At 64.1% G+C, this 25,371-nt stretch carries 30 protein-coding genes; 17 read left to right on the forward strand and 13 right to left on the reverse strand.

What is annotated here, in order from left to right; translation table 11 throughout:
* Positions 1-13 precede the first annotated feature (13 nt).
* Both ACQY78_RS00005 and ACQY78_RS00010 read left to right on the forward strand, forming a co-directional pair.
* Complete coding sequence (locus ACQY78_RS00005) at positions 14-478, forward strand: A24 family peptidase (protein WP_428686529.1); 465 nt, start codon at positions 14-16, stop codon at positions 476-478.
* A gap of 49 nt (positions 479-527) precedes the next feature.
* The gene (locus tag ACQY78_RS00010; protein ID WP_428681541.1) at positions 528-686 is read left to right on the forward strand and encodes a hypothetical protein; all 159 of its coding nucleotides are present in this window, start codon (positions 528-530) and stop codon (positions 684-686) included.
* Positions 687-692: 6 nt separating this feature from the next.
* Here the strand turns inward: ACQY78_RS00010 and ACQY78_RS00015 are convergent, their stop codons facing one another.
* From ACQY78_RS00015 to ACQY78_RS00030, 4 genes are all read right to left on the reverse strand, one after another.
* Positions 693-1,463 carry a glucose 1-dehydrogenase gene (locus ACQY78_RS00015; RefSeq protein WP_428686531.1) on the reverse strand — a complete coding sequence of 257 codons (771 nt, stop codon included), beginning with the start codon at positions 1,461-1,463 and terminating at the stop codon, positions 693-695.
* A gap of 278 nt (positions 1,464-1,741) precedes the next feature.
* Complete coding sequence (locus ACQY78_RS00020; protein WP_428681543.1) at positions 1,742-1,966, reverse strand: NepR family anti-sigma factor; 225 nt, start codon at positions 1,964-1,966, stop codon at positions 1,742-1,744.
* A 117-nt stretch (positions 1,967-2,083) separates the two neighbouring features.
* Positions 2,084-2,665 (reverse strand): sigma-70 family RNA polymerase sigma factor, encoded by a 582-nt coding sequence (locus ACQY78_RS00025; RefSeq protein WP_428681545.1) that lies wholly within the window; start codon positions 2,663-2,665, stop codon positions 2,084-2,086.
* A gap of 117 nt (positions 2,666-2,782) precedes the next feature.
* On the reverse strand, positions 2,783-3,247 hold the full coding sequence (locus tag ACQY78_RS00030) for a sigma-70 family RNA polymerase sigma factor (RefSeq protein ID WP_428681547.1): 465 nt from the start codon (positions 3,245-3,247) through the stop codon (positions 2,783-2,785).
* 430 nt (positions 3,248-3,677) lie between these two features.
* Here ACQY78_RS00030 and ACQY78_RS00035 point away from each other — a divergent pair, with 430 nt between their 5' ends.
* The 8 genes from ACQY78_RS00035 to ACQY78_RS00070 all read left to right on the forward strand — a co-directional run bounded on the left by ACQY78_RS00035 (position 3,678) and on the right by ACQY78_RS00070 (position 12,074).
* A complete protein-coding gene (locus ACQY78_RS00035) occupies positions 3,678-4,478 on the forward strand; it encodes a response regulator (RefSeq protein ID WP_428681549.1) in 801 nt (266 codons plus the stop codon).
* Positions 4,479-4,492: 14 nt separating this feature from the next.
* Positions 4,493-6,223: a sensor histidine kinase gene (locus tag ACQY78_RS00040; RefSeq protein WP_428681551.1), complete on the forward strand. Its 1,731-nt coding sequence runs from the start codon at positions 4,493-4,495 to the stop codon at positions 6,221-6,223.
* Positions 6,159-8,771 carry a response regulator gene (locus tag ACQY78_RS00045; protein ID WP_428681553.1) on the forward strand — a complete coding sequence of 871 codons (2,613 nt, stop codon included), beginning with the start codon at positions 6,159-6,161 and terminating at the stop codon, positions 8,769-8,771. Before ACQY78_RS00040 ends, ACQY78_RS00045 begins: the two co-directional genes overlap by 65 nt.
* 99 nt (positions 8,772-8,870) lie before the next feature.
* Positions 8,871-9,023 (forward strand): hypothetical protein, encoded by a 153-nt coding sequence (locus tag ACQY78_RS00050; protein ID WP_428681555.1) that lies wholly within the window; start codon positions 8,871-8,873, stop codon positions 9,021-9,023.
* A gap of 77 nt (positions 9,024-9,100) precedes the next feature.
* On the forward strand, positions 9,101-9,421 hold the full coding sequence (locus tag ACQY78_RS00055) for a CsbD family protein (RefSeq protein WP_428681557.1): 321 nt from the start codon (positions 9,101-9,103) through the stop codon (positions 9,419-9,421).
* A 9-nt stretch (positions 9,422-9,430) separates the two neighbouring features.
* Entirely contained in the window at positions 9,431-10,036 is a 606-nt protein-coding gene (locus tag ACQY78_RS00060) for a hypothetical protein (protein WP_428681559.1), read from the forward strand.
* 116 nt (positions 10,037-10,152) lie between these two features.
* Positions 10,153-11,724 carry an ABC transporter substrate-binding protein gene (locus tag ACQY78_RS00065; RefSeq protein ID WP_428681561.1) on the forward strand — a complete coding sequence of 524 codons (1,572 nt, stop codon included), beginning with the start codon at positions 10,153-10,155 and terminating at the stop codon, positions 11,722-11,724.
* Positions 11,725-11,804: 80 nt separating this feature from the next.
* Positions 11,805-12,074, forward strand: a complete 270-nt coding sequence (locus ACQY78_RS00070) for a GNAT family N-acetyltransferase (protein ID WP_428681563.1) — start codon at positions 11,805-11,807, stop codon at positions 12,072-12,074.
* Here ACQY78_RS00070 and ACQY78_RS00075 read toward each other — a convergent pair whose 3' ends face one another.
* A complete protein-coding gene (locus tag ACQY78_RS00075) occupies positions 12,075-12,470 on the reverse strand; it encodes a DUF2177 family protein (RefSeq protein WP_428681565.1) in 396 nt (131 codons plus the stop codon).
* A gap of 12 nt (positions 12,471-12,482) precedes the next feature.
* Positions 12,483-12,611 (reverse strand): hypothetical protein, encoded by a 129-nt coding sequence (locus ACQY78_RS00080; protein WP_428681567.1) that lies wholly within the window; start codon positions 12,609-12,611, stop codon positions 12,483-12,485.
* Between the two features lie 127 nt (positions 12,612-12,738).
* Between ACQY78_RS00080 and ACQY78_RS00085 the strand changes: the two genes are divergently transcribed.
* On the forward strand, positions 12,739-12,906 hold the full coding sequence (locus ACQY78_RS00085) for a DUF1328 domain-containing protein (RefSeq protein ID WP_425066214.1): 168 nt from the start codon (positions 12,739-12,741) through the stop codon (positions 12,904-12,906).
* On the opposite strand, the gene ACQY78_RS00090 is transcribed toward ACQY78_RS00085, so the two are convergent.
* On the reverse strand, positions 12,903-13,805 hold the full coding sequence (locus ACQY78_RS00090; RefSeq protein WP_428681569.1) for a hypothetical protein: 903 nt from the start codon (positions 13,803-13,805) through the stop codon (positions 12,903-12,905). The genes ACQY78_RS00085 and ACQY78_RS00090 overlap by 4 nt on opposite strands.
* A 112-nt stretch (positions 13,806-13,917) precedes the next feature.
* Between ACQY78_RS00090 and egtB the strand changes: the two genes are divergently transcribed.
* Together egtB and egtD are read left to right on the forward strand one after the other, a co-directional pair.
* Positions 13,918-15,090, forward strand: coding sequence for an ergothioneine biosynthesis protein EgtB (egtB, locus tag ACQY78_RS00095; protein WP_428686533.1), 1,173 nt, complete (start codon positions 13,918-13,920; stop codon positions 15,088-15,090).
* Positions 15,087-16,058 (forward strand): L-histidine N(alpha)-methyltransferase, encoded by a 972-nt coding sequence (gene egtD, locus ACQY78_RS00100; RefSeq protein ID WP_428681571.1) that lies wholly within the window; start codon positions 15,087-15,089, stop codon positions 16,056-16,058. The genes egtB and egtD overlap by 4 nt, the downstream gene beginning before the upstream one ends.
* 161 nt (positions 16,059-16,219) lie before the next feature.
* Here the strand turns inward: egtD and ACQY78_RS00105 are convergent, their stop codons facing one another.
* From ACQY78_RS00105 to ACQY78_RS00115, 3 genes are read right to left on the reverse strand one after another with little or no spacing between them, the layout of a single operon-like run.
* A complete protein-coding gene (locus tag ACQY78_RS00105; protein ID WP_428681573.1) occupies positions 16,220-16,456 on the reverse strand; it encodes a hypothetical protein in 237 nt (78 codons plus the stop codon).
* Between the two features lie 9 nt (positions 16,457-16,465).
* Positions 16,466-17,593: an amidohydrolase/deacetylase family metallohydrolase gene (locus ACQY78_RS00110; RefSeq protein ID WP_428681575.1), complete on the reverse strand. Its 1,128-nt coding sequence runs from the start codon at positions 17,591-17,593 to the stop codon at positions 16,466-16,468.
* Between the two features lie 25 nt (positions 17,594-17,618).
* Complete coding sequence (locus tag ACQY78_RS00115) at positions 17,619-18,833, reverse strand: winged helix-turn-helix domain-containing protein (protein ID WP_428681577.1); 1,215 nt, start codon at positions 18,831-18,833, stop codon at positions 17,619-17,621.
* An 89-nt stretch (positions 18,834-18,922) separates the two neighbouring features.
* On the opposite strand from ACQY78_RS00115, the gene ACQY78_RS00120 reads away from it, so the two are divergent.
* Entirely contained in the window at positions 18,923-19,318 is a 396-nt protein-coding gene (locus ACQY78_RS00120; RefSeq protein ID WP_428681579.1) for a VOC family protein, read from the forward strand.
* Between the two features lie 18 nt (positions 19,319-19,336).
* Here the strand turns inward: ACQY78_RS00120 and ACQY78_RS00125 are convergent, their stop codons facing one another.
* Positions 19,337-19,597 carry a hypothetical protein gene (locus ACQY78_RS00125; RefSeq protein WP_428681581.1) on the reverse strand — a complete coding sequence of 87 codons (261 nt, stop codon included), beginning with the start codon at positions 19,595-19,597 and terminating at the stop codon, positions 19,337-19,339.
* Positions 19,598-19,626: 29 nt separating this feature from the next.
* Positions 19,627-21,000, reverse strand: a complete 1,374-nt coding sequence (locus ACQY78_RS00130) for an amidase (RefSeq protein WP_428681583.1) — start codon at positions 20,998-21,000, stop codon at positions 19,627-19,629.
* Positions 21,001-21,048: 48 nt separating this feature from the next.
* On the opposite strand from ACQY78_RS00130, the gene ACQY78_RS00135 reads away from it, so the two are divergent.
* Together ACQY78_RS00135 and ACQY78_RS00140 are read left to right on the forward strand one after the other, a co-directional pair.
* Complete coding sequence (locus ACQY78_RS00135) at positions 21,049-21,699, forward strand: DUF2161 domain-containing phosphodiesterase (protein ID WP_428681585.1); 651 nt, start codon at positions 21,049-21,051, stop codon at positions 21,697-21,699.
* Complete coding sequence (locus tag ACQY78_RS00140) at positions 21,700-22,497, forward strand: phosphodiesterase (RefSeq protein ID WP_428681587.1); 798 nt, start codon at positions 21,700-21,702, stop codon at positions 22,495-22,497.
* Positions 22,498-22,550: 53 nt separating this feature from the next.
* On the opposite strand, the gene ACQY78_RS00145 is transcribed toward ACQY78_RS00140, so the two are convergent.
* The gene (locus tag ACQY78_RS00145) at positions 22,551-24,173 is read right to left on the reverse strand and encodes an inorganic phosphate transporter (RefSeq protein WP_428681589.1); all 1,623 of its coding nucleotides are present in this window, start codon (positions 24,171-24,173) and stop codon (positions 22,551-22,553) included.
* Between the two features lie 139 nt (positions 24,174-24,312).
* Between ACQY78_RS00145 and ACQY78_RS00150 the strand changes: the two genes are divergently transcribed.
* On the forward strand, positions 24,313-25,317 hold the full coding sequence (locus ACQY78_RS00150) for a transglutaminase family protein (RefSeq protein ID WP_428681591.1): 1,005 nt from the start codon (positions 24,313-24,315) through the stop codon (positions 25,315-25,317).
* Positions 25,318-25,371 lie beyond the last annotated feature (54 nt).

The following is a 25,371-nucleotide window of genomic DNA, read 5'->3' on the forward strand; positions in this document are numbered from 1 at the left end:
CTGCCTGATCATCCTGACGGGGCTGCTCATTGCGGCGGCCTGGCAGGATTTTCGAACCCTCCATATTGGCAATTGGTTGTCGATCGCCATTGCAACCCTCTTCGGCGTATGGGCGGCCCTGGGCCTTGTCGAAGGCACATTTTCCTTCGTGGCTCTTGGCCTTTCGATCGCTTGCGCAGGATTGCTGTTCCTCGTGGGCGCAGCGGCCTTTGCGGCCGGAATGCTCGGCGGCGGTGATGTGAAGCTGCTGGCCGCGATCGGTTTGTTTGCCGGACCGGTGCAGGTCGCCGATCTGCTGCTGGTAACGGCGGCCGTAGGCGGTTTGCTGGGCGTGGCTGCTCTCGCGGGTGCGCCGATTGGGGCCGTTCCGGGTCGGGGAGGGGCGACGTTGCGTGGGCGTTTGCGGGGAAGGCTGCCTTATGGCCCGGCCATCGCCATTGGCGGTCTCTGGGTTGCAACGAATCTCGCCATCGGCTGAGATCGCCCATCACGAACGGGAGATCGACAGCGCGGCCACCTTGGCCCCGATGATCGACTGTCGCTTTACGAACGCCGGCAAGCTCGTCGAGGAGACGCGGGTGCTCCTGCCCGGCATCGGCGCTGGCGTGCGCGGCGGACTGACCATCTACGGGCCGAAACCCACCCTGTACGTCGATCGAGCGGCCTGCCGGGTCGTTTCGCCCTGATCTCTTCTAGCCCTGGACCGAGTAGCCGCCGTCGACCGTGATGGCCGCACCGGTGACGTAGTCCGACGCGGACGACGCCAGAAAGACTGCGATGCCCGCAAAGTCGTCCGGGGTGCCCCAGCGTCCGGCCGGTGTGCGCTTCAGCACCGAGTCATGCAGCGTCGGCACGTCGCTGCGCGCGCGTTGAGTGAGGGCGGTATCGATCCAGCCTGGCAGGATCGCATTCACCTGGATGTTGTCCTTCGCCCATGCGGTCGCCATCGCCTTCGTCATCTGCACGATTCCGCCCTTGCTGGCGGCATAGGCCGTGGTGAAGGAGGCGCCGAAGATCGACATCATCGAACCGATGTTGATCATCTTGCCGGCGCCAGTCTTCACCATCTCGGGGTAGGCCGCGTGGCTGCAGAGGAAGGCGCTCGTCAGGTTGCTGTCCAGGACCTGGTGCCATTCGGCAAGGGTGTATTCCTGAGGCTGCTTTCTGATGTTGATGCCGGCATTGTTCACGAGGATATCGAGCCGGCCATGGGCCTTCACAGTATCGGCGATGAGCGCGCGGCAGGAATCCTCCTTCAGAACGTCTACGACCGTGGCGCTGGCTTTCGTTCCGGTTGACCGAAGCTCGCGAACAGCGGCCTCGTTCTTCACTGGATCCCGACCGCCGACGACGACGGTGGCGCCGGCGCGCGCCATGCCGAGGGCCATGCCCAGACCGATGCCACCGTTGCCGCCCGTGACGATCACCACACGGCCAGAAAGATCGAACAGGTCCATCGCCATACCCTCCCGTTTCATGCCGTCCTCTATAGCGAAGCGGCGGAACCCCAAACAGGGGGGCCCGTTTATCAAGGATCAGGCGCGACGGACGTGGAGACAGGGAAAAGATAGCGAATTCGCAACGGGCCGGCCGGGCTGACCGACTTGTTGCGGACAGGGTGGCGGCGGTCGCAAGGCCGCCGCCATTTCTTTCTCACGGACAGGCTTTTTTATCTTTTTTCACTAGGGGACAGTCCTGCTTCTGGACGGTCCGCAAGCGCAGGCGATCCGATGGATGGCCGCTATTCTTTGGGCGGCTCGTCGGAGCCGCCCTTTTCTTGTTCGGCAGCGTCCTTCTCGATCAGATTCAACAGATCGTCCGGCAAAGGCTCGCTCGCGATTTCGTCATACATCGCGTGAAGCTGCTTGTGCAGCCACAGATCGAATGGCCGATCATTGCCGCGAGGCTTGGCGCGCGCCGCGGCTGCGGCGCGTCCATCCTCCGGCTTGTCATTGTTATTGGCCATCACACGCTCCCCGGAGGCGGAACTCCACTCCGCGGGATCCCGTCCGACCCATTCACTTCTCCCCGTGGGACTACTCATGACCTTGTCGCACCCTGACAGTGGACTTTAAAGGGGGCTTCAGCGGGCTTCGAGCGCGTGCCGGGCGTCATCGGTGTTGTTGGACACGCGGCTGTTCCCGGCGGGACGGCGGGCATCGCCTTCCATCAGGAGACGCTCGAGCGTGTCACGGGCCCGCGAGATGCGGCTCTTTACCGTTCCGACCGAGACGCCGGTATGTTCGGCGATCGTTTCGTAAGGCAGGCCCTCGAGAACGGCGAGCAGAAGGGCTTCACGCTGCGCGGCGGCCAGCTTGCCGAACGCCGACATGAACTCACGCATCACCAACCCGCTGTCCTGATGGGGCGGATGGGAAAGCGATTCCGCTATGGCGGTATCGACCGGCACGGTCGGGCGACGACGGCGGAGGCCGGAGATGAACTCGTTGCGCTGAATCCGGAAAAGCCAAGCGGCGAGGTTGGTGCCTGGCTGAAAGCTGTTGCGACCCGTCAAAGCCTTGATCACCGTGTCGTGGACCAGATCGTCCGCGGCGTCGCGATCCCGAGTGAGGGAGAGGGCGTAGATGCGCAGGCGAGGCAGGATGGTCTTGAGCTGTTCGTGAAAGTCGCGAGTACCGTTATCCTGCAGGGGCTGCGTGGTCATTAGCGATCTCCTAGGTTGCGTCCTCTGCCTTACCAATGCCGCAGCCGCGAGTTGGTTACACGAGCCGGGGGAGAATCTTGTAAGTCGTTGAGTTAATGCGTTATTTTTCGCAAAATTTCATTGCAACTTGTCGGAAAGATACTTGCGGGCTCTGGAAACGCGGGCTTTCAGGGTACCCACCGAGCATCCGCACAGACTTGCCGCTTCTTCATAGGAAAAGCCTCCGGCACCGACCAGGACCAACGCTTCACGCGATTGCGGATTGAGCTTCCACAATTCTGAGGAGAGCTCCTTCAGAGCGAGGGTTGCTTCAGGGTTGTCGACCGCGGGCAAGGGGGCCGCGGCCTCGTTGTCGATAGTCAACGGTCGCCGCCGCTGCGTCCTGAGGTCGGAGTAGAAGCGATTGCGCATGATCGTGAAAAGCCAGCCCTTGAGATTGGTGCCGGGCGCGAACTGAGTGTGCTTATCGAGCGCGGCCAGGACCGTGTTCTGAACCAGATCATCGGCCGCTTCCCGTTCGCGACACATGAAGCGCGCGAACGCACGCAGATCCGGAAGGAGCGCGACAATCTCTTCTTTCATGGATTGTCTATCTGGGGACGGCTTGGCCCTCACGAAAGGGCAAATCTGAGGTTAACCACATCTGGAACCACATCTGGTTGCAGCATCGCGCGGCGGGAACCAAAAGTACCGACATGCGTTTATGCAGTCACTCATTCCATGACGAGGATCTGATGGGACGCGCGGCAATTCTTTGGCTTGTAGGAGTACCGATTCCCGTGCTGTTGCTGATGTGGGTGCTGGGCTGGCTGCACTGACGCCAGACAAGGGCAAGGGTTCGGCTGGGCGATGCGCATGCGTTGCCCGGCCATCTCGCATGTCGGGGCTGACGCGGGGCAGCGTCCTAGGCCTGCGAAGTTTCGGGAGTTGTCTGCGGCCTCACACAGCGTACTGTAGATGACGGCTTCGGCGAGCGGCGAGAGACGGATTTCGAGAGATGAGGGAGAAGGACGTGGCTGAAGAGGTAGCTTCGAAAAAGGTGTCCGAGGCGATCAGCAGGACCCTGCCGTTTCTGCGCCGGTACGCTCGTGCCGTCACCGGTTCCCAGCAGCAGGGCGACGAGTGGGTGCGGCTGTGTGCAGAGGTCGCGGTGCAGCAGCCTGAGCTGATCGCGGATGCCGAAGATACCAAGCTCGGCGTATTCGCGCTCTTCCATCGGCTGCGTCAGCCTTTCGGCGACATGGAAGCAGCGGCCATCGGTGGAGAAAGTGTCCGTGGCCGACTGAAGGAGTCGCTCACGGATATGGCGCCCATGCAGCGTCAGGTCCTGCTTCTGACCGTGCTCGAAGGCTTCACCGTCGGCGACGCGGCTCACATTTTGGGCATTAGCATTGATGCGGCCGAGCGCAGTCTCGAGGAAGCACGGCGAGAGCTTCAGCGCGTCGCTTCCGTACGCATCCTCGTGATTGAAGACGAGGCGGTCATCGCGCTCGACGTGGCCGATATCGTGCGCAATGCCGGCCATGAGGTCGTGGGCATCGCGGCGACAGAGAAGGCCGCCATCGAGTTGGCTAAGAAGCACTCGCCGCATCTCGTGCTCGCCGACATCCAGCTTCGCGGTTCCGACAGCGGCATCTCTGCCGTCAATCAGATCATGAAGTCGATGTCGGTTCCGGTCATCTTCGTCACCGGATTTCCCGAGCGACTGCTGACGGGCAAGCAGGTCGAGCCGGCGTTCGTCATCTCCAAGCCTTTCGATCCCGATCTTCTCCGTGCGGCGATCGCGCAGGCGCTCGATACCGTATCGATCTGACGCCGGGACGGAACGTGGCGCGATGGTCGCTTCGCACCAAGCTCGTTACGCTCGTGGCGCTGGCCTTGCTGCCCGTGCTCGGGCTGGCGATCTGGCAGGCGGATCTCCAGGAAGAATCCGTCGCTGCGCAGCGAGATGCTGCGCTCGCGTCGGTTTCCGACCTGGCCGTGGCGCGATATGCGGGCCTCTTCGACGCCTCCCGGCGGATGTTGACTGCTGCCTGCGCCGACGAATCGGTTGAACAGAGCGCGAGTGCCGCCCCTTGGGCCGATACCGTTGGGCGGTGCGAAACCTATCTCTCGAAGCTGCTGGAGACATACCCGGGCCAGTATTCGACGGCTCTGGTGACCGACGAGCAGGGGATTGCTCGCTGCGCCTCTGCCCGCAGAGCGATCGGCATGAATTTCTCGGACCGCGACGTCTTCCAGAAGACGTCGCGGGGTTCTCATGGCCTCGTCGTGGGCGACGCCATCGCCAGTCGCGTATCCACCAGCGCAATCATTCCTATAGCCATTCCCATCGGACGTGACGGGGCTTTCCGCGGCATGTGCGCCGTCGGGATCACGCTGAAGGCGCTCGCGCAGGCGGCGGCCCAAGCGGAAGGCACCGACAGTTCCGCGGTTGCGGTGATCGACCGTTCCGGCGCGGCCCTCGGTGGCGATGCAACGGCCATGCGACGGCTGCCGGTACCGGCGCGACTTGCCGAAGCCCTGGCGAGCAACCAGCTCAGGATCGCCGATTTCGGGCAGGACGGCGCCTACTATCACTTCTGGATCCGGCCGGTCGGTGCAAACGCGTTGTTTGCCGTCGTTTCATCCCCCATTATTGAAAGTCCCTTGGCCTTTGCCGGTGCCTGGGCGGGCGTGTTCTTCGTGGCGTTGGCGTCGGCTGTCGTCCTGCTGGTGATCTGGTTCGGGGCTGATCGATGGTGTGTCCGGCCCCTGCGCTATATTCAGGATTTCGCCGACAAGGTCGCGCGCGGCGAAAGCATCACGCTGGCGCCGCCGCAGCCTTGGAGCCCGGAAATGGCCTCGGTCGGCGCAGGTGTCACGGCCATGGCCGAGGCCATCGCCAGCCGTGAGGCGGCGCTGCGTGCCAACTTGGAGCAACGCGATCATATGCTTCGCGAGATCCATCATAGGGTGAAGAACAACCTGCAGATGATCTCCAGCCTGCTCAATCTACAGGCCGGCGAGATCAGGTCGCCGCGCATTCGCCGTTTCTTCGGCGATGCCCAGAACAGAGTTCTGACGCTCTCGATTCTGCATCGCCATCTCTACGAACGGTCGAGCTGGTCTCTGGTGGATTTCCAGCAGTTCATCAGCGATCTCGTGCGGCAGATCTCGGTGGGCCGCTCGCCGTCCGGAAAACAGGCGCCGCGCTATCACATCCGCGCGCCGATCATGGCGGTCGGCCCGGACACAGCCATTCCGATCGGCCTCATCGTCACAGAGGCCGTCAGTATTGCACTTACACATGATTTCAGCCGGACGCCCTCGCCGGAGATCCGTATCGAGACGAGCGAGCGAGGCGAGGAGGTCGAACTCGTCATCGAGGACAACGGCGCGGCCCGCGCGGCCGTTCAGCCAGCGCCCGATGGCAGGGGCGGTTTCGGTCTCACTCTGATCCGCGGTCTGGCCATGCAGCTCGGCGGCGAAGTCACGATCGAGAGGAAGCCCGATGGCGGCAACCGGGTCGTCGTCGTCTTCCCGACACCCGCCGCAGACGAGCCGGCAAATGCCTAGAGTGCTGCGCTCGGCGCGGTCGACAGGCGTCATCGCTGGCATCACGCTCGCCGTGTTGATTGCAGCCGGCCTCATGCTGGCCTTCTCCCAATCGAAATCGGCGGCGCGCCAGCAGCGTCTGGTGGTGGCCAACTACGAGACGATGGCCCTGATGCGCGAGATGGTGATCGCTGTGCAGGATGCCGAGATCGGACTTCGCGGCTATCTGCTCACCGGCGACGTCACCAGTCTCGAGCCTTACGAGCGCGCGCGCCTCAGGATCGAATCGAGCATGCGCCAGCTCGAAGCCGCGGTCGCAAGCGACCCCGACACGACGCGCCAGTTCCAGGAGTTCCGCAGCATCACGGCGCAGAAGTTCGACCAGCTCAATTCCACTGTCGGCGCCTACCAGACGCAGGGCCGGGAGGCGGCCTTGTCGCTCGATCGAACGGGGGCGGGGCGGGCGATGCTCGGGCAGTTGCGGCTGCTGGGCGACGCCCTCGTGGAGGGGCAGAGGCTCCTGCTGGCGCGGCGTCTGACGGCATTGAGGTCGGAGCAGGAGCAGGCTGAAGTGGCCGGTCTCCTCGTCATGGGCGGGGCCTTCCTTTGTCTGATCGCGGGGATCTACATCGTTGTGCAGGGTGCCGGCCGTCTCGAGCGAAGCCAGCACGCGCTGGCTGGGCGCTCCCGGCTCCTCCAGGCGACTCTCGAAAGTCTGCGCGACCCGATATTCGTGATCGACGGGGAGCGCACTGTCGTGGCGTGGAACGAGGCATTCACCAAACTGGCGCACTGGGAGCCGGGGAAGCAGGCGCCGCCATCGCTGGACCAGCTCCTGTCGGACCGGTCTCCCGCGACCCGGGCGCTTCTCCTGCCGCTCGATCTCGCCAAGATGCCCTCCACGGGGCCGGCGGTCCTGCGCGTGTCGCATGAAGGGCGGGACTACGAGATTTATCGCGGCGACATGTCCGGCGGTGGCGCGGTCGTGCGCTGCGTCGATATAACCGAGAAGCTCCACAACGAAGCAGCCCTGCGACAGGGGCAGAAGATGGAGGCCACGGGGCAGCTCACGGGCGGCATGGCCCATGACTTCAACAATATCCTGCAGGTGATCCGGGCCAACCTCGACCTCCTGAAAGGCGAGGCCGGAGACAACACCGCGATGCTTACGCGTGTCCAGAGCGCGACGGCGGCGGCCGATCGCGGCGCTCGCCTGACGCAGCAGCTGCTGGCCTTCGCCCGCCGTCAGCCGCTGACACCGCAGCCCACCAACATCGCGCGGCTGGTAGGGGATCTTGCCGACCTGATGCGTCATTCGTTGGGCGAGCGAATCGCGATCGAAATCAAGATGGCGGACGATCCCTGGAACGCCAGGATCGACGCGGGCCAGCTCGAGAACGCGATTCTGAACCTTGCGATCAATGCGCGCGATGCGATGCCGGAGGGCGGCACGGTACGGGTCGGGGTGTCCAACGCGACGCTCGACCGTCGCTATGCGGCGCTTCATCCCGACGTGACGCCGGGTCCCTATGTTCTGGTCGACGTGAGCGACACCGGCACCGGTATGCCGCCGGAGATTGCCGCCCAGGCATTTGACCCATTCTTTACGACGAAGGGCGACGGCAAGGGCACGGGGCTCGGTCTCAGCATGGTTTACGGCTTCGTGCGCCAGTCGAACGGCCACATCCGGATCGACAGCGCCATAGGGCAGGGGACCAGCATCAAGCTCTATCTGCCACGCACCGAGGATCCGGTGGTTGAGGAGCCGTCCCATCCGGGCAGCGCGGTCAGCGGCAGCGAGCGCATACTCGTCGTGGAAGACAGCGAAGATGTGCGACGAGCGGTCGTCGAAATGCTGAAGGGGTGGGGTTATCGCGTGGAAGCCGCGGAGGATCCCGACGTGGCAGCGGCCATGCTGGAGAAGGATTCCGCCTTCGATCTTCTGTTTACGGACATCGTGATGCCCGGTTCGATCACGGCCGTCGAACTGGCGCAGCTGGCGCAACGACTTCAGCCTGGGATCGCCGTGCTGCTGACCTCGGGCTTCGCCCGTGGCCTGATTCCGGATCACACCCGGTCGGGCTATCCCATGATCGCCAAGCCCTACAGCAGCGAGGCACTTTCGGCCAAGTTGCGCAGTGTGCTGGCCACCCGGCGACCCGTCCTCGTGCCGGCACTGGCGGTCGCGTCTTCCGACCGATCTGAGGCACCGTCACAGACCAAGGCGAGGCGCATCCTGCTCGTCGAGGATGAGGTCCTGCTCCGGATGTCGACGACCGACATGCTGGAGCGGCTGGGATGCTCAGTTTCCGCGGTCGGCAGCGGCGAGGCTGCCTTGGAAGCGCTTACGCGAGGGGACGAGTACGACCTCCTCGTGACCGACGTCGGATTGCCAGGAATGAGCGGCGAGGAGTTGGCAGTGAAGGTGCGGAAACAGTTTCCGGCGCTGCCCGTCGTGATAGCCAGTGGCTATGGAAGACCGGGCCTGCAAGCAGAAGGCATGCAGTTCATTTCCAAGCCCTATTCATCGATCGACCTGCAGCAGGCCCTAGATCACAGCATCCGATAGCCCTGTAGAGATTCCTCACGATTCGCGCGCCTAGCCTGCAACCCTCGTAGATTTTACGGCGTTCATCTGTTCAGGATGGGGCAAATCGTGGAGGGGATCATGAAGTCGAAGCAAGCTCCCGAAACGTCGAACATTGTCGTGGCGCCGGATCATTCCGACCACAGTCCGTTAGCGGGCGAACTGTTGGACCTGTACGTCGCAATGATCATCGTGATCCCGATCGCCTTCTTCCTGAAGTCTATTTGGGTCTGAAGAAGCTCTGAGCGCCGTCACAAGCAACCTCGGGGTTGGTCGATCCGTTAAGAGGACCCAATCTAGGAGGTGTTCCAATGCGTTCAATCGCCAGCTTGGCGGCGTGCGTCGTCTTTTCCGCTGTATCGGTGCCGCTTGTCGTGAGCGCGCAGACGAGCGCACAGACCACGACTCAGAACGACGCCCAGACAATGTGGGAGAAGTTCAAGGGCAGCTGGAGCCAGACCAAGGGCGCCGTGAAAGAGGAGTGGGGCAAGCTCACCGATGACGATCTCCTCGCCATCGAGGGCCGCCGCGATCAGCTCGTGGGCAAGATCCAGACGCGTTACGGCATCTCCCGCGAAGCCGCAGAGGCGCAGGTCGGCGCCTGGGAGAAGACCCGCCTGAAGAGCATGTAGGAGATCGCCATGAAATACTCGATCTTCAGCGCAGTCGCCGCCACGCTCGCCGTCGCTGCTGCAAGTCCGGGCTTCGCCCAGGCGCCTGGGGCGCAACCTCCTGGCGCTGTTGGAGCGGGCGTGTCGGCCAACGGCATCACGCAGTTCAAGGATGAAAAGACCGGTAAGGTGTGGACGCCGGAGAATGTGAGCAAGGATAACCAGACGCCTCAACAGCAGGCGGCGGTTCCGAGCACCTCGGCCGACAAGGCATTCGATCCGAATAGTCAGACGGTTGGCACGCAAACGGTCGTCCAGCGTCCGCGGGGCAACCTGATGGGCACCGTGCCTATCACGGCCGGCCCGTCGGTCCCAAGCGTGGTGATCGATAGCCCATGGCTGCAGGCTGTTCCGCAGCAAAACTGGTTGTCCGTTCTCTATATCACCAACAACTCGGCCAACGTCGTTGATCCGGTGGTTGGTTGCGTGTTCACGAATGGCGGTCGTCCGGTTCAGGACACTCGAGTGGTCCTTTCGCCTGCGGGCCCTGGCGAACGTTGGGGCGTGCCCGTCTACGGCCCTCCAGTTTCGACCTTCGTAGACCGCGTGACCTGCCGGCTCCTGTCGCCGGCCTAAGCAGCTTTCCGAGAAGCGGCTTGCGGGCCAGCCGTTCCTGATAAGGGAGGGCCGGCCCGTTTCGTTTTGGCCGAAAGGTCGCTACGGTGAACCTCTGGGGAAGAAGGGAAATTTACATGCGTAGAAGTGTTCTGGGGCGTCGGACGGCGATGGCGGGTGGTGTGGCCCTGGCTGGCGCCTCCCTGATCAGGCCGCGCGAGGCCCGCGCTGCCAAGGGATTGACGGTCGTACTCGAATCCGAAGTCACCATTCTAGATCCGCATGCGACCACGGCAGCGATCACGCGGACGTTCGGCCTGCACGTTTTCGACACGCTGTTTGCCATGAACGACAAGGGCGAGATCAAGCCCCAGATGGTAGAAGGCTACGACAGTAGCCCGGACAAGCTCACTTGGTCGTTCGTCCTGCGCGACGGGCTCAAGTGGCATGACGGCACGCCGGTGACGGCCGAGGATTGCGTCGCGTCGCTCAAGCGCTGGTCGGTCCGCGACCCTCTGGGAAAGATGCTGATGGCGGACACCGAGACGCTCGAAGCCGCCAATCCGAAGACCATCAAACTGGTGCTGAAGCAGCCGTTCCCACTGCTGCTCGAGGTCCTGGGCAAGCCCAATGCGCCGCTGCCGGTGATGATGCCCGCGCGCCTTGCTGCAACGCCTGCGGACCAGCGCATTCCTGAGCCGATCGGCTCTGGCCCGTTCCGTTTCGTCAAGGATCAGTGGCGGCCGGGCAACGCCATGATCCTGGAGCGCAACGCCGCCTATGTGCCTCGAAAGGAGGCGCCGGACTTCCTGACGGGCGGGAAGAACGTGAAGATCGACCAGCTCACCCTGCGGGTCATGCCGGACCAGTCGACCGGGGCCAACGCCCTCATCGCCGGCGAAATCGACTACATGCAGTATCTACCGTTCGACATGCTGCCGGTGCTGGAGAAGGAAAAGTCGATCAAGCTGCTGGGTCTGGGCGGCATCCACCAGTTCCAGGGCAACTTCCGGCTGAACCATGCCTTCCCGCCGTTCGACAATCCGGCGGTCCGCAAGGTGATGTGGAAGCTGGTCGACCAGAATGCGACGCTCACGGCGATCGGGGTGCCCGACAAGTATCAGACCAAGGACTGTTCCTCCTTCTGGATGTGCGGGGCTCCGTTCTCGACCGACGCCGGCGGCGGCGTGGCCAAGTTCGACCTGGCGGCGGCGCGCGCCGAGCTCAAAGCCTCGGGCTACAAGGGCGAACCGGTGATCGTTCTGGAAGTTGCCGGCTCGATCAGCCAGACCGCGTCGCGCGTGCTCGTGCAGAACATGAAGGACGTCGGCTTCAATGTGGAGCAGCAGCCACGTGACTGGCCGACCGTCCTGGCGCGCCGCGCCAAGAAGGATGGCTGGTCGATGTTTCCGGTCTATTCGAACGGAACGGACATGTACTCGCCCCTTACGCACTTCTACGTGGCGGCGACCTGCAACGACTTCCCCGGCTGGTCCTGCGACAATCGCATCCCCGACCTGCTGAAGGCGTTCACCCGCGCCAACACACTGGAGGAGCGCAAGAGGATCGCGGCAGAAATCCAGGTGATCGCCTATGAGCTCGTGCCCGCCCTGATGTGGGGACAGTTCACAATTCCCGCAGGTTACCGGAGCGACCTAAAGGGCCTTATCCAGTCTTCCTACCCGATGTTCTGGGAGGTCGACCGCTAGGGCAACCGGCTCTGCGGCGTGGCGTTTCCGATAAGCGCGGTGCTTTGTGAGGCACCGCGCAGGCGAGAGGAGGGTGATTGATGAGCGTTACGCACAATGCCGCGCAACAAAGGTATGAGCTCCTCGTCGATCACGGCTTGGCGATTGCCGCCTATCGAGAGCAGGGCAAGAGTCGAGTCTTCACCCATACCGAGGTGCCGCCCGAGGACGTGGGCAAGGGCATCGGAGCCCGAATCGTCAAGGCAGCGCTAGAAGACACGCGGCAGCAGGGCTTCAAGATCGTGCCGGCCTGCAGTTTCGTCGTCGCCTATGTGCGCCGACACCCGGAGTTCGACGATAGCGCGACCTGATCAGGGCTTTACGATCACGTACGCTGCGACTGTGGCGGCCGCTGTCGCCACCGCACCCCACGTAAGGTCAACCACGCTGACGGCCAGGGGCCACCCCCGCAGGGTCGCCAGATTGGTCAGATCATAGGCTGCGTAAACGCAGAAGCCAAAAAGCCCCCCGTAGAGCACGGCGCTCCACCAAGTCCCTGCCGCCAGGGATGGAGGGACCGCGAATACCGCGATGCCGACCGCGTGCACGAGATAGAACAGGATGGCCGCGCTCCAGACAGGTCTGTCCTGAAGCATATCGCCCAAGCGCGATTTGTAGAATTCTCGGGCGACGACACCGAGCCAGAGAGCATCAACTATGGCGAGTACGGTTAAGGCGACGGCATAACTGACGACCAGAGTCTTCATGGAGAAGATTTACTAGCTGAGCAGGTACCACGCCAGTCCCATACCGCCGACTGCACCGATGAACGAGATGATCAACACAATAAGGACGCGACCGGTGACGACGCCGCTGCGAGCTTCCGTTGGGGTGACTTCGGGCTGCATTTCTTCTCCAGCATTGAGGGTGTGAAGACCCAACGCCGCCTCGACGCGAAGGGTTGCCCTACGGAACCGTCTCTCTCGCTCCGACGTTGCCTGCACAACCCCTGCCAATGCTCGGAAGGACGAGGAAATGTTGTACTGGGCTTTGATGTTTCTGGTGATCGCCCTGCTAGCCGGCATCTTCGGCTTTGGCGGCATCGCTTCTACGGCGACAGGGATGGCGCAGATCCTGTTCGTGATCGCACTCGTCCTGTTCGTTGTCAGCCTGTTCGCAGGCTTTGTCCGACGCAATCTCTAGGCAGCGAAATGTTCGCGGAGCAGGGCGCGTGCCCGCTTTGCCGCGGCGAGATCCCAGCAGTTGACGATGGCCACCCGGAAGCCTCCGGGTGGCATGGCGTGACGTTCGGGCGAGACCGTCTCATGGAATGTGACTTGAACACTCGAGATACCGTCCATTGCGCAGACCTGTTCCACCAGATCGCGCGGCGGATGCCTGTAGCGCTTCCCGTGCGGCATGAAGAGGACAACGCTGTAGCCGGTGCGGCGAGCATGACCGGCAAATGTCCACTCCCCACACTCATACAATCGAACCAGTGAGTCGACCCAGCCGTCGCCATAGAGATCGGGCCACTGGTCGGCGAACCTCAGATGTACCTCGATGATGCGTCCGCCGATCGTCTCGAGGTTTGCCATACCGGTGTAGCCAGCGAGATGGTGGCGGCACCACGCACCGGCCGAGGTTTCGATGGCGGGAGCGGCGCCGGAGCGAACCTCCCAGTAGTCGAAGGTGCCGTCATTGCCAGCAATGCCGTTTGCATGACCCCACCAGTTCGGCCTGCCGTCAACGAGAGCGACGTCGCTGCTGACATGTTCACCTTCAAGAAGCGGCATCCACATGTGGCCGGGCCGGTAAGCCGCCTCGTAGTCGGTCGCCGAATGCAATGTGCGGCTGCCGACGCCCATGCCTTTAAGGTTGTAGATGGGCTTGGAGAAAACGGGATAGCTTGTGGGGGCGATGCCGTGCGGCGCCGCATCGAGTCCCTGGCATGTCGCGACGGCCAATTTGTCGTAGACCCAGCGATGATTGGGGTTCCAGAGCCAGGCGTCCGAATCTTCAGTCGGTATGAACACGTGCGCGGGGCAGTTCGCCGTCTCGAAATATTGAACACGCCACGGGTCGATCTCGCAAATCGGCACTTGCTTCCCTCATCGGTACGAGCGGACGCTGCAGGGTGATCCTGGGACAGCGCCCTTGCAACCGACCCGCGCGGCACCACGTTGGGGAGCCGGAGGTCCCGTGCCGAAATCGATGACGCTTACCGTGCAGCCCCACGGACTTCAGTCCTTCAGGACTGTCCGCGCGCGTACCGAAGAACTCGCCGCGCCACTTTCCGCCGAGGACCAGACGGTTCAGTCGATGCCCGATGCGAGTCCGACCAAATGGCATCTCGCCCATACGACCTGGTTCTTCGAGACATTTGTGTTGAAGCCTCACGCTTCCGGCTACCGCGCCTTCGATCCGGCGTACGAATACCTGTTCAATTCCTATTACGAAGCGGTAGGTCCCCGCCATCCGCGGCCTCAGCGCGGGTTGATCACGCGGCCCGGCGTCGAGGAGGTGCTGGCGTATCGGCACCATGTCACGGCCGCCATGGTCGATTTTCTCCGGGGCGATCACGACGCGCAGAACCTCATCGAACTTGGACTGCACCACGAGCAGCAGCATCAGGAGCTGATCCTGATGGACATCAAGCATGCCCTTTCCCTAAATCCGCTTAAGCCTGCCTACCGTGCCGGACAGGGCGGCGGGCCACTGGCGAACTGTCCGCTGGAATGGCGTGAGTTCGAAGGTGGCCTGGTCGAAACCGGACATGACGGGCAGGGCTTTGCCTTCGATAATGAGGGACCGCGCCACCGGTCCTGGCTCGACGCGTTTGCGATAGCGATGCGCCCGGTCAATTGCGGCGAGTATCTCGAGTTCATCGAGGATGGCGGCTACCGCCGGCCCGAGTTCTGGCTGTCTGCCGGTTGGGATTGCGTCAACCAGCGCGGCTGGGATGCACCGCTCTACTGGGAAAGGAAGGACGGAACCTGGCACGTCTTCACGCTCTCGGGTCTCGAACGGCTCGATCCCGTACGGCCGGTCTGCCATGTCAGTGCCTACGAAGCGGCGGCCTTCGCGAAATGGTCGGGCAAGCGCCTGCCGCGCGAAGCGGAATGTGAAATTGCCGCCGCCGCCGTTCAGGGCACCGGTGAGGTCTGGGAATGGACGGCCAGCCCCTACGTGGCCTATCCGGGCTACCGCGAACCCGCCGGAGCCGTCGGCGAATACAACGGCAAGTTCATGGCGAACCAGATGGTGCTGCGCGGCGGCTGTTCAGCGACGCCCGCCGGTCATGTCCGTCCGACCTATCGCAACTTCTTTCCGCCCGATGCACGTTGGATGTTCGGTGGAATTCGTCTCTCGGAGGATCTTCGATGAACGTGCCGCTTCTGGCGACCGACGAGGGCGAGTTGGCCGATCGCGACGCCTTCCGTCATGACGTTCTTGCCGGTCTCGATGGCTCGCCGCGCGCGATCCCGGCCAAGTATCTCTACGATGCGCGGGGTTCGGCACTGTTCGATGCGATCTGCGAGCAGCCCGAATACTATCCGACGAGAACCGAGGCGGCGATCCTGCGCCGGCATGCGGGCGAGATAGCCGTGCTTGCGGGTGCGGGGTGTGCGCTCGTGGAATTCGGCAGCGGATCGAGCGTGAAGACGCGACTGCTGCTCGATGCGATGCAGGATCTCCACGCCTATGTGCCGATCGATATTTCGCGTCGGCATCTCGACGCGACGGCGCAGCGCTTGCGCGAGGATTATCCAGGCCTGCGCGTGGATCCGGTGACCGGGGATTACATGGCACTCGCCGCGCTGCCACCGGCCATTAACGGTGCACGCCGGATTGGCTTCTTTCCCGGTTCCACGATCGGCAACCTGACGCCGGAGGATGCGGTGCAGTTCCTGCGTCGCGTGCGCCGGCTCCTCCGAGCCGACGGCGCTCTGGTCCTGGGTGTCGATCTCAAGAAGGACACGCGGCGACTTCACGCCGCTTACAATGATGCGGCGGGCATTACGGCGCAGTTCACGCTGAACCTCTTGCGTCGCATGAACCGAGAGCTCGAAGCCAACTTCGATCTCTCCGCCTTTGCGCACGAGGCCTTCTACGATGAGCCGGCGGGCCGCATCGAGATATACTTCCGCAGCCTGCGCTACCAGACGGTCACGGTCGCGGGCCGGCGCTACACCTTCTCAGAAGGCGAGCGGGTCCACACCGAGTATTCATACAAGTATGCCGATGCCGACATTGCCGACTTGGCAAGGCTGGGTGGTTTCTCGATCGGCCACATCTGGACCGATCCGGCCCGGCTGTTTGCGGTGGCTTTCCTGACCCAGGCCCAGAACTAGAAAGCCCGCCCCCGAGCTTACTCAGGAGCGGGCTTGGAGGCCGGACGGGGAGAGAGGCGCTGCTGAGCGGGGGCAGAGGCAACGCCAGTTATCCAGCCATACAAAACCAACGGCGTTCCCCGTATAAAGTTGCGGGGTCGATCAAAAAAGCCATATTTGAGTTAAGTCTTTGATTCGTTGCGCTGAATCGCTGCCAGCCGAGCCTTAAGTTCGGTATGAAGCACGTCGTCGCGAATTTTCGGCAGCATCATGCGCAGCATGTCCATCTTCGCCGCTGCTGGCGCCGCATCGAGTTCCTTCAGAAACCGGACGATCTCCTCGCGCGTCGCGAAGCCCATGTAGCCGTCGTCGGCTTCACGGGCCTGGCAGGCGGGCGAGGCGGGATCGTCAACGGGCATTGCGCTGACTTACAGCGGATGCCACCAGCGGCCGGCGAGCACGACGCCTGCCGACAGGAGCCTCCTGTTGCCGATCAGCTTCTCGCCGATCGAATCGGCATAGTCGAACGTGCCGCTCGCCTGGTCGATCACGGTTGCTTCGCCGACGCTGCCGGCCTTGAGCGTGCCGAGGTCGGATCGCTTGATCGCGGCGGCGGCATTCACGGTCGCGAGCTTGATGACGGTGGACAGGTCGAGGCCGAGGCACAGGAACTTCGACATGGTCGTGAGGAGATCGAAGGCCGGACCCTCGATCGAGATCGCGTGCACGTCGGAGGAGATCACGTCGGGCAGGAAGCCTGCGGCCAGCATCTTGCGCGTCGTGCCGAAGCCGAACGAGCCGCCGCCATGGCCGATATCGAAGATCACGCCGCGCTCGCGGGCGGCCAGAATTTCGTCACGCACCTTGCCGTCGGGCTGGACCGGCGCATTGGGGAAGGGGCGGAAGCAGTGGGTGAGTATGTCGCCAGGGCGCAGGCGGCTGACCACCTCGTGGCGGGACGGCGGGGGTGAATCTAGATGCGCCATCATCGGCAGGCCGGTCTCTTCGGCGACGTCGAGCGCAATGTCGAGTGGCATGATGCCCGAATCGCCACTCGCCGACTTGCCGACGCGAACCTTCACGCCTAGCACCAGATCCTTGTGCTCGCGTGCTACGCGCACCGCCTCGCGCGGATCGAGCAGGCGCATGTCGGCGCTCTCGCCCACCATCACCGACTTCGAAAAGGCGAAGATACCGGGGAAGGAGACGTTGAGGAACGGCAGGATCCGCACCGGCGAGGTCTCGATCACGTGCTTGCGGAAGCCAGGGAAGTTGCCGGGTCCGGCGCTGCCGGCATCCACGAAGGTCGTGACGCCGCCCGATCGCGCGAGCAGCTCGGCCTCGACGCCAAGTGACGTGCCGCCCCAATAGACGTGAGTGTGCAGGTCGATGAGGCCGGGGGAGACGATCTTGCCCGAGACGTCGCGCGTGTCCTTGCCTGACAGGCCGTCGCCGATGGCCGCGACCTTTCCGCCGGTGAAGGCGATGTCGGTCACCCGGTCGATGCCTTGTGAAGGGTCGATGACGCGGCCGCCCTTGAGAACCAGATCGTTCATGCTCGTTTCTTCCTTCCAACTCATCTCACGTGCCCATCCTACGCCACTCTCGTCCCAAATCCCCATCGTGGGGCAGGGCGAGGCCGTCGAGGCCCAGCCAGTCGGCCATCAGGCGAAGCTCCTCGCGCATCGGCGCGGCCACGTCGCGCGCCTCGATGCCGGGTTCGAGATGGGCCGCTGGCACCAGCAGCTTAGAGTTCGCCCGGTCGGATTTCAGGTCGATCCGCCCGACCAGTCGGTCGCCCAGCAGGAACGGCAGGACGTAATAGCCGTGCTTACGCTTGGCGACCGGCGTGTAGATCTCGATGCGATAGAAGAAGTCAAAGATCCGCTCCGTACGGTCGCGCTCCCAGATCAGCGGATCGAAGGGCGCGAGCAGCGCGCGCGCCTCGATCTGGCGCGGCTGACGTGCGGCCGGATCGAGGAAAGCGGGCTTGTTCCAGCCCTCGACCTCGACGGGCAGCACGTCGCCCGCCTCGACGAGTTCGGCGAGCCGCGCTTTGGTGTCCGCAACCGGCAGGCGGAAATAATCGCGCAGATCGAATTCGGTCGCGACGCCCAGCGCCCGGGCCGAGAGGCGCAGCAGCTCGCGCTGCGCCTCGTCGGGCGAGGGCGTGGGCAATGCCTGGATCTCGGCCGGCAGGACGCGCTCGGAAAGGTCGTAGACGCGCTCGAACGTACCGCGTCGTGTGGCGGTGGTGACGATACCGGCGAAGAACAGCCATTCGAGCGCCAGCTTGCCGTCATTCCAGCCCCACCACGGTCCGCGCTTGGGACCGCCATCGGCCAGTTCCGAGGCGGCGAGGGCACCTCGATCCTCGACCTGGCGGCGGACCTCCTCGATATAGGTAGCCTTCTCGCGGCGGAATTGCTGCAACGTGCCTTTGCTGGTGCCGGCCGCGGCCCGCTGCATCCGCCAGCGCAACAAGGGCTGGGCCGCCAGCGGCAGCAACGACGCCTCGTGCGCCCAGAACTCGAAAAGACCGCGCTGGCTCTTGCGGCCCCAGGCCAGCCCGTCGAGATGTGCGCTGTCGTATTTACCGAGCCGCGAGAACAGCGGCAGATAATGGGCGCGCGCCAGGACGTTGACCGAATCGATCTGCAGCAGGCCCAGCCCCTCTATGGCGCGCTTCACGTGCCCGCGGTTGATGGCACCGGCGGGTCGCCCCGTGCCGAATCCCTGAGCGGCCAGCGCGATTCGCCGGGCCAAAGCGGCGCTTATCTTCATCTTCGGGGACATCGCCCCACACTAGTCCAGGCGGCGCGGCAACGGCCATTGGATAACGGCGTTCTGCTCGAACTCATGTCGTGGTTTCGAAGGGGATTTCCATGGAGACCCATCGCGGGCGCCTGATCGATCACCTGCACCTCAAGGTCAAGGACCTCAAGGCCTCCAAGCGCTTCTACAAGGCCGCGATGACCGCGCTTGGCATCCCGCTGTTCGAGGGGAAGGATCACTTCTTCGCCGACGAGCTCTGGGTCGATGTCGGCCCGGCCATTGCGCACGTGCATCTTGCCTTCCAGGCCAAGGACCGTGCGGCTGTCGACCGTTTCCATGCGGCGGTGCTCGCGGCGGGCGGGCGCGACAATGGGGAGCCGGGAGAGCGCGCCTACCATCCCGGCTACTACGCGGCCTTCGCCTTCGATCCCGACGGCAACAATGTCGAAGCCGTGTATCACGGTCCCCACGAGCGCTCGACGGACAGCGTGCATATCACCTGGTGAGCGCACGCGCGGGCGAGATCAACCGTCCTCGAGCCGTTTCAGAGCCTTCGCAACGGCCTCGGCCTGGCGGTTCGAGACGTGTCCGTTCGCCTTGAACTCCCTCACGACCTTCTTCAGGAATGGACTGCGCTCTGCCTGAAGCTCGGCGCGTTTCATCAGCGCCTCGTGGATGTGACGGGGGCCTCGATTGCGCGCGGCGTGTCGGGCGCGGGTCACGCGGACGGCGATCGCGAAGACGAACGCGACGCCAACCACGATCAGGATTTCGGTCAGTTGCATGACTTTGAGAGGACGATGCTCGCGGCGCCCTAGCCGGCGAGCGCCGTCTCCGCCCGCTGCGCCATCGCCAGCAGCGGACGGTCATGCAGGCGGGGGGCGACGATCTGCAGCCCGGTCGGAAGCCCGTCGCGGCCGCTGCCGCACGGAACGGAAATCGCAGGCACGAGGGCGAGATTGAACAGGGGTGTGAAGGCAGCGTGACCGCGCGGACCGACCTCCTTGCCCTCGATAACCTTGGGATAGACGTGCTCGACCGGCCAGGAGACGCAGGCCGTCGTCGGCGTGAGGAGATAGTCGTACTCGGTGAAGAACTGCGCCACCGACCGCGCGCACGCGTCGGCAAAGCGGAAGGCGGCCACGACGTCGGTGCCGGGGACCGAGCGGCCCCGCTCAATCAGGCCGGAGATATTGTCCCCGAACAGAGTCTTGTCGGCGGCCTGCCGAGCGCCATAGAGCAGGGCGGAGGCGGAGCTGTTCACGGCGGCGAACGCCGTCTCGTTCGTTTCTTCGGGCCAGGTGACATCGGCTTCCTCGATACGCCAGCCGGCCGCGCGGAGCTTCGCGACCGCCGCGTCGAAGGCGGCCATGACGTCGGGATCGACGGGAACGCCGAGGCCGAGCCGCGGGCTCACCGCGATGCGCGGGCTGCTGGGCGGCGGCACGTCGAGCAGCGCCACCGAGTGCGGGTCGCGCCGGTCGGGGCCGGCCATCACCTCGAACGCGACCTTGGCGTCGGCGACGGAGCGGCCCATGGGCGCGGTCACGCCATAAAGTGGACCGTAAGCGCCGCCGAAGCCGAACGGCGCAGGGATGGCGCCGGCCGATGTCTTGAGACCGACCACGCCGCAATGCGAGGCCGGCCGACGGCCCGAGCCGCCACCATCGGTGCCGAGTGCGATCGGAGAGAAGCCCGCCGCAAGGGCTGCGGCCGCACCGCCGGAGGAACCGCCCGGCGTCAATGAGGGATTCAGCGGATGCCGCGACGGACCGTAGACCTTGTTCTCGGTGTGGCCCTTGGCGGCCATCTCCGGCGTGTTGGTCATGCCGAGGAAGATGCCGCCGGCGGCCTTCAATCGCTCGACGGCGACGGCGTCGCGCGGCGGCTTGAAGTCCTTGTAGAGCAGGGAGCCGTTGGTGACGGTGCGGTCCTTCACCCAGGTCGTGTCTTTCACTGTGTAGGGGACGCCCAGGATCGCGCCATCGAATCCCTGCTTGCGTATCGTATCGATAGCGTCTGCCGAGGCCCGGGCCTCGGCGGGATCGAAATCGACGATGGCGGTGAGTTGTCCGTTCCGCGCCTCGACGCGGGCGATGGCCATCTCGGCTACGTCGCGCGCCTTTGTCTTCCCCGTACGCACGGCGGCAGCGATGGCGGCGGCGCCCTGATCCAGCAACTCGGTCATGTGTTTTTCCTCATTTGCCCACTTCTTAGCATGATAGCGTGCGCCGCCATGACGTTGGAGAGCGACCTCTATGCGCCGGTGAAGGCGCTGCTCGAAGGACAGGATTATGTCGTCAAGGGCGAGGTGCGCGGCTGCGACGTGGTGGCGGTGCGCGGCGAGGAGCCGCCCGTGGTCGTCGAACTGAAGCGGACCTTCGGGCTCGGCCTGGTCCTGCAGGGCGTCGACCGGCTGGCGCTCACCGATCTGGTCTATCTCGCCGTCGGCCAGTGGCCGAAGCAGATGAAGAACGTGAAGAAACTTTGCCGCCGCCTGGGGCTGGGCTTCATCGTGGTGGCCAAGGGCAAGGCCGACGTGGTGCTCGATCCCGTGCCCTATGTCCCGCGCCAGAACAAGCGCAAGGCCGGCCGCATGCTGGGCGAGCATGCGCGCCGGGTCGGTGACCCCAATCTCGGCGGTCAGGCGATGCGGGCGCCTTTGATGACGGCGTACCGGCAGGAAGCCCTGCGCTGCGCCGAACTCCTGGCTGCGAACGGGCCGATGAAGGTGGCGGCGCTGCGCAAGGCCGGTGACGCGCCGAAAGCGGCCCAGATCCTGCAACAGGATGTCTATGGCTGGTTCGAACGGGTGGAGCGTGGTGTATATGCGATTACGCCGAAAGGGCGCGAAGGTCTGGAGCGGTTCGACCGCAAGCCGGCCTGAATGCTGATCGTCCAATTGTCCGATCCGCATGTCCGGCCCGAGGGCGCGCTTTATCAGGGCGTGGTCGATTCCAACGCTCAGTTCGCGGCGGCCATTGCGCATGTCAACGCACTCGATCCGCGGCCAGACCTCGTGCTGCTGAGCGGCGATCTGGTCGACCATGGCCAGGACGCTGAATATGCCATGCTGGCGCGCATGCTGGAGGCGCTCGAAGTTCCGGTGCTGGCGATCCCTGGCAATCACGACGAACGCGAGGCCTTTCGACGGGTCTTCACCGGACAACCGTGGCTGCCGGCCGAAGGCCCGATCGACTACGCGGTTGGCAACCGCGGCGCCGTGCGCATCGTGGCCCTCGACGTCACGCTATCGGGTCAGCACCACGGCCTGGTGAGCGAGCAGGCGGCGGCCTGGTTGGACGAGGTTCTGGCAGCGGAGCCCACACGGCCCACGATGGTCATGATGCACCAGCCGCCCTTCGCCACGGGTATTCCCTACATGGATCCCTATTCCTGTCGCGAGGGACACAGGCTCGCCTCTGTGGTCGCCCGTCATCCGCAGGTCGAGCGGATCGTGTGCGGCCATGTCCATCGTTCCATGCAGCTCCGATTCGGCGGAACGATCCTCTGCACGGCGCCGTCCACGACGACGGCCATCGCGCTACGGCTTCGGCCCGATGCCAAGCCCGCCTCGCACATCGAGCCACCGGCGATGCTTCTGCATCACTGGCAGGAGGGGACGGGGCTGGTGACACACTTCGTCCCGCTCGGGACGTTTCCCGGGCCTTACCCCTTCGCATAGCAAAGAGGCGCGCCACGAGCGCGGCGCGCCTCTCCTCGGTTTGGAGGGTCCCCTCAGAAGATCTCGAGGAAGATCATGTAGAGGCTCGCCGATAGTGCAATGGCGCACGGCAGGGTGAGCACCCAGGCCATCAGCAGGTTGCGAACCGTGGCCCATTGCAGGCCAGAGCCATTGGCCGCCATGGTGCCCGCGACACCCGAGGACAGGACGTGAGTTGTGGACACCGGCAGACCGTAGATGTCGGCGGCGGCGATAGTGCCGGCAGCGACCAGCTCCGCTGACGCGCCTTGCGCGTAGGTGAGGTGGCTCTTGCCAATCTTCTCGCCGACGGTGACGACGATGCGCTTCCAGCCGATCATCGTGCCAAGACCGAGGGCGATGGCTACCGCGACCTTGACCCAGATGGGAATGAAGCGCGTCGCCATGTCGAGCTCCTTCTTGTAGGTATTGAGGACTTCGACCTCGGGCTTGGCGAGCGAGTTCTCCTTGTCCTTCATCAGAAAGCGCAGAGCTTCCGACGCGAGGTACATGTCGTTACGCGTGTTCCTGACGGCGTCGGCCGGGATCTTGTCGACCGAGCCGTACCTATCGACCTGAGCGGCGATCTCCTTGACCAGCGCAGCAAGCGAGACGTAGGTGCCCTCGTTCATCTTGCGCTGCGAGATGAAACTCGTAACGGCGGGGCGCGGATTGCCGAGCGCGTTGTGGCCCGTGGCCTGCTTCTCGATCACGACCACCGCGGCGGCCGAGGCCGCCTGGAAGGACTCCATCTGGCTCGGTGCTGGCGTACGGTTCAGCGCGTAGGCGGTGGGTACCGTGCCGATCAGGATCAGCATGATGAGACCCATGCCCTTCTGGCCGTCGTTCGAGCCGTGCGCGAAGCTGACGCCCGTGCAGGTTAGGATGAGGATGCCGCGGATCCACCACGGCGGCGGCTCCTTGCCCTTCGGCGCTGCGTAGAGCGCGGGATTTCGGATCAACACCTTCAGCGACAGCAGAACGAGGCCCGCCGCGCAGAAGCCGAATAGCGGCGAGAGCAGCAGCGCGTAGCCGATCTCGGTCGCCTTGCTCCAGTCGACGCCCGAGGTGCCGTCCATGCCGTGCGCCAGGGCGTTGGCGATGCCGACGCCGATGATCGAGCCGATCAGCGTGTGCGAGCTCGAGGCGGGGAGACCGAGCCACCAGGTGCCGAGGTTCCAGATGATGGCGGCGATCAGCAGCGCGAAGACCATGGCGAAGCCGGCGCTGCTGCCGACCTGCAGGATCAGCTCGACCGGCAGGAGCGAGACGATGCCGAAGGCGACGGCGCCGGTGGAGGTCAATACGCCCAGGAAATTGAAGATGCCCGACCACACGACGGCCAGCTCTGCCGGCAGCGAGTGGGTATAGATCACCGTGGCGACCGCATTGGCGGTATCGTGGAAGCCGTTCACGAACTCGAACCCCAGCGCGATCAGCAGTGCCACGGAAAGCAAAAGGAACGGCAGAAGGGTCGTGATCTTGGTGCCCGACGAGTTGACGTCGGCGTAGACGCTGTCAATGACGTATAGGAACCCGCCCGCCAGCAGGCCGACGAACAGGATCAGCGAAATCGGATTGAAGCCCTTGTCGAGATTCGGGCGTGAGCCGGGCGCAGCCGGTTCGATCGGCGGCGCCTGCATGGCGACGTTTGTCATGATTGTCCCCCTTGAGAAGGTACCGGGACAATCGCCCGACCTGTTGACGCGCCTATGACAGTCGGTTTTAGAGGCTCCGCACTGTTAGAGAGTTCACCGCAGGTGCAACCGCGGAAGCCTTGAGGCATTATCCTTCCTGATGCGCACTCTCGAGATCGTCCACCGCACTCGTTATGAGTATTCCGAGCCGGTGACGCTCGGTGACCACCGGCTGATGTTTCGCCCGCGTGACAGTCATGACCTGCGACTGCTTCACACTGGATTGGTGATCGAACCGGCAGCCCATGTCCGATGGATCCACGATCCTTTCGGCAACTCAATCGCGATCGCGTCTTTCGACGGTACGACGCAGGTCCTCGAGCTGGTCAGCACGATCGAGCTCGAGCATTTCGGTGTACCGCCGGAGCTGCCGCCGATCGAGGAATTCGCGCGCACCTTGCCGTTCAGCTATGCCTCCGAGGAGGCGCCCGATCTCGCACGCTACGTGGAGCGCTCCTATCCCGATCCGAATTCGACGGTGGGGACCTGGACCAAGCAGTTCATGGAAGGCGCGGGTGGCAATGATACGTTCGGGTTGCTGAAGCGGTTGTGCGTGGGCATCCAGGAAAAGCTGACATATGCCATGCGTTTCGAGATCGGGACCCAGGTCCCGGCAGTGACTCTCGAGACCGGCGGCGGCACCTGTCGCGACTATGCCCTGCTGATGATCGAATGCTGCCGCTCGCTCGGTCTCGCGGCGCGCTTCATCACCGGCTACTTGTACGATCCCGCGCTCGACACCGCGCTGGGAGAAGCGACGACGCACGCCTATCCTCATGCGTGGATGGAAGTCTACCTTCCGGGAGCCGGCTGGGTGGAATTCGACCCGACCAACGGCATCATTGGTAGCGAGCGCCTGATCCGGGTGGCGGTCGCGCGCGACCCCGAGCAGGCGATGCCAATCAAAGGCACCTTCACGGGCTCGCCCGATGTCACGGTGAGCGCTGCCGTCGACGTTCAGGTGCGTACCTTGAGCCCGGCTCCCGTTGCCGATGGCGTAGTGCCACTGGAGCCCTCGTCCCCAGAAGCGCGGCAGCCGACGCCTGAATCGGCTCCCGCTGCGCGGCCGTCTGTTCCGCCGACAAGTCCCCCGAAAGCCCTTTGACATGCTGGCGTGGCAGCGCTTGAGTGCGCTCGGGGCGTGATGCGACCCGATCAT

The organism is Reyranella sp. (genome assembly GCF_965279625.1).
Lineage (GTDB): Bacteria > Pseudomonadota > Alphaproteobacteria > Reyranellales > Reyranellaceae > Reyranella.

Excerpts from the sequence above, each read along its gene's own strand:
- ACQY78_RS00060 (WP_428681559.1), top strand. The coding sequence starts at position 9,431 with ATGAAATACTCGATCTTCAGCGCAGTCGCCGCCACGCTCGCCGTCGCT.
- ACQY78_RS00080 (WP_428681567.1), bottom strand. The coding sequence starts at position 12,611 with ATGCAGCCCGAAGTCACCCCAACGGAAGCTCGCAGCGGCGTCGTCACC.
- ACQY78_RS00150 (WP_428681591.1), top strand. The coding sequence starts at position 24,313 with ATGCGCACTCTCGAGATCGTCCACCGCACTCGTTATGAGTATTCCGAG.
- ACQY78_RS00065 (WP_428681561.1), top strand. The coding sequence starts at position 10,153 with ATGCGTAGAAGTGTTCTGGGGCGTCGGACGGCGATGGCGGGTGGTGTG.
- ACQY78_RS00140 (WP_428681587.1), top strand. The coding sequence starts at position 21,700 with ATGCTGATCGTCCAATTGTCCGATCCGCATGTCCGGCCCGAGGGCGCG.
- egtD (WP_428681571.1), top strand. The coding sequence starts at position 15,087 with ATGAACGTGCCGCTTCTGGCGACCGACGAGGGCGAGTTGGCCGATCGC.
- ACQY78_RS00010 (WP_428681541.1), top strand. The coding sequence starts at position 528 with ATGATCGACTGTCGCTTTACGAACGCCGGCAAGCTCGTCGAGGAGACG.
- egtB (WP_428686533.1), top strand. The coding sequence starts at position 13,918 with ATGACGCTTACCGTGCAGCCCCACGGACTTCAGTCCTTCAGGACTGTC.
- ACQY78_RS00030 (WP_428681547.1), bottom strand. The coding sequence starts at position 3,247 with ATGAAAGAAGAGATTGTCGCGCTCCTTCCGGATCTGCGTGCGTTCGCG.
- ACQY78_RS00015 (WP_428686531.1), bottom strand. The coding sequence starts at position 1,463 with ATGGCGATGGACCTGTTCGATCTTTCTGGCCGTGTGGTGATCGTCACG.
- ACQY78_RS00025 (WP_428681545.1), bottom strand. The coding sequence starts at position 2,665 with ATGACCACGCAGCCCCTGCAGGATAACGGTACTCGCGACTTTCACGAA.
- ACQY78_RS00125 (WP_428681581.1), bottom strand. The coding sequence starts at position 19,597 with ATGCAACTGACCGAAATCCTGATCGTGGTTGGCGTCGCGTTCGTCTTC.
- ACQY78_RS00115 (WP_428681577.1), bottom strand. The coding sequence starts at position 18,833 with ATGTCCCCGAAGATGAAGATAAGCGCCGCTTTGGCCCGGCGAATCGCG.
- ACQY78_RS00075 (WP_428681565.1), bottom strand. The coding sequence starts at position 12,470 with ATGAAGACTCTGGTCGTCAGTTATGCCGTCGCCTTAACCGTACTCGCC.
- ACQY78_RS00120 (WP_428681579.1), top strand. The coding sequence starts at position 18,923 with ATGGAGACCCATCGCGGGCGCCTGATCGATCACCTGCACCTCAAGGTC.
- ACQY78_RS00145 (WP_428681589.1), bottom strand. The coding sequence starts at position 24,173 with ATGACAAACGTCGCCATGCAGGCGCCGCCGATCGAACCGGCTGCGCCC.
- ACQY78_RS00105 (WP_428681573.1), bottom strand. The coding sequence starts at position 16,456 with ATGCCCGTTGACGATCCCGCCTCGCCCGCCTGCCAGGCCCGTGAAGCC.
- ACQY78_RS00130 (WP_428681583.1), bottom strand. The coding sequence starts at position 21,000 with ATGACCGAGTTGCTGGATCAGGGCGCCGCCGCCATCGCTGCCGCCGTG.
- ACQY78_RS00050 (WP_428681555.1), top strand. The coding sequence starts at position 8,871 with ATGAAGTCGAAGCAAGCTCCCGAAACGTCGAACATTGTCGTGGCGCCG.
- ACQY78_RS00020 (WP_428681543.1), bottom strand. The coding sequence starts at position 1,966 with ATGGCCAATAACAATGACAAGCCGGAGGATGGACGCGCCGCAGCCGCG.
- ACQY78_RS00135 (WP_428681585.1), top strand. The coding sequence starts at position 21,049 with ATGACGTTGGAGAGCGACCTCTATGCGCCGGTGAAGGCGCTGCTCGAA.
- ACQY78_RS00085 (WP_425066214.1), top strand. The coding sequence starts at position 12,739 with ATGTTGTACTGGGCTTTGATGTTTCTGGTGATCGCCCTGCTAGCCGGC.
- ACQY78_RS00110 (WP_428681575.1), bottom strand. The coding sequence starts at position 17,593 with ATGAACGATCTGGTTCTCAAGGGCGGCCGCGTCATCGACCCTTCACAA.
- ACQY78_RS00070 (WP_428681563.1), top strand. The coding sequence starts at position 11,805 with ATGAGCGTTACGCACAATGCCGCGCAACAAAGGTATGAGCTCCTCGTC.
- ACQY78_RS00055 (WP_428681557.1), top strand. The coding sequence starts at position 9,101 with ATGCGTTCAATCGCCAGCTTGGCGGCGTGCGTCGTCTTTTCCGCTGTA.
- ACQY78_RS00045 (WP_428681553.1), top strand. The coding sequence starts at position 6,159 with ATGGCGGCAACCGGGTCGTCGTCGTCTTCCCGACACCCGCCGCAGACG.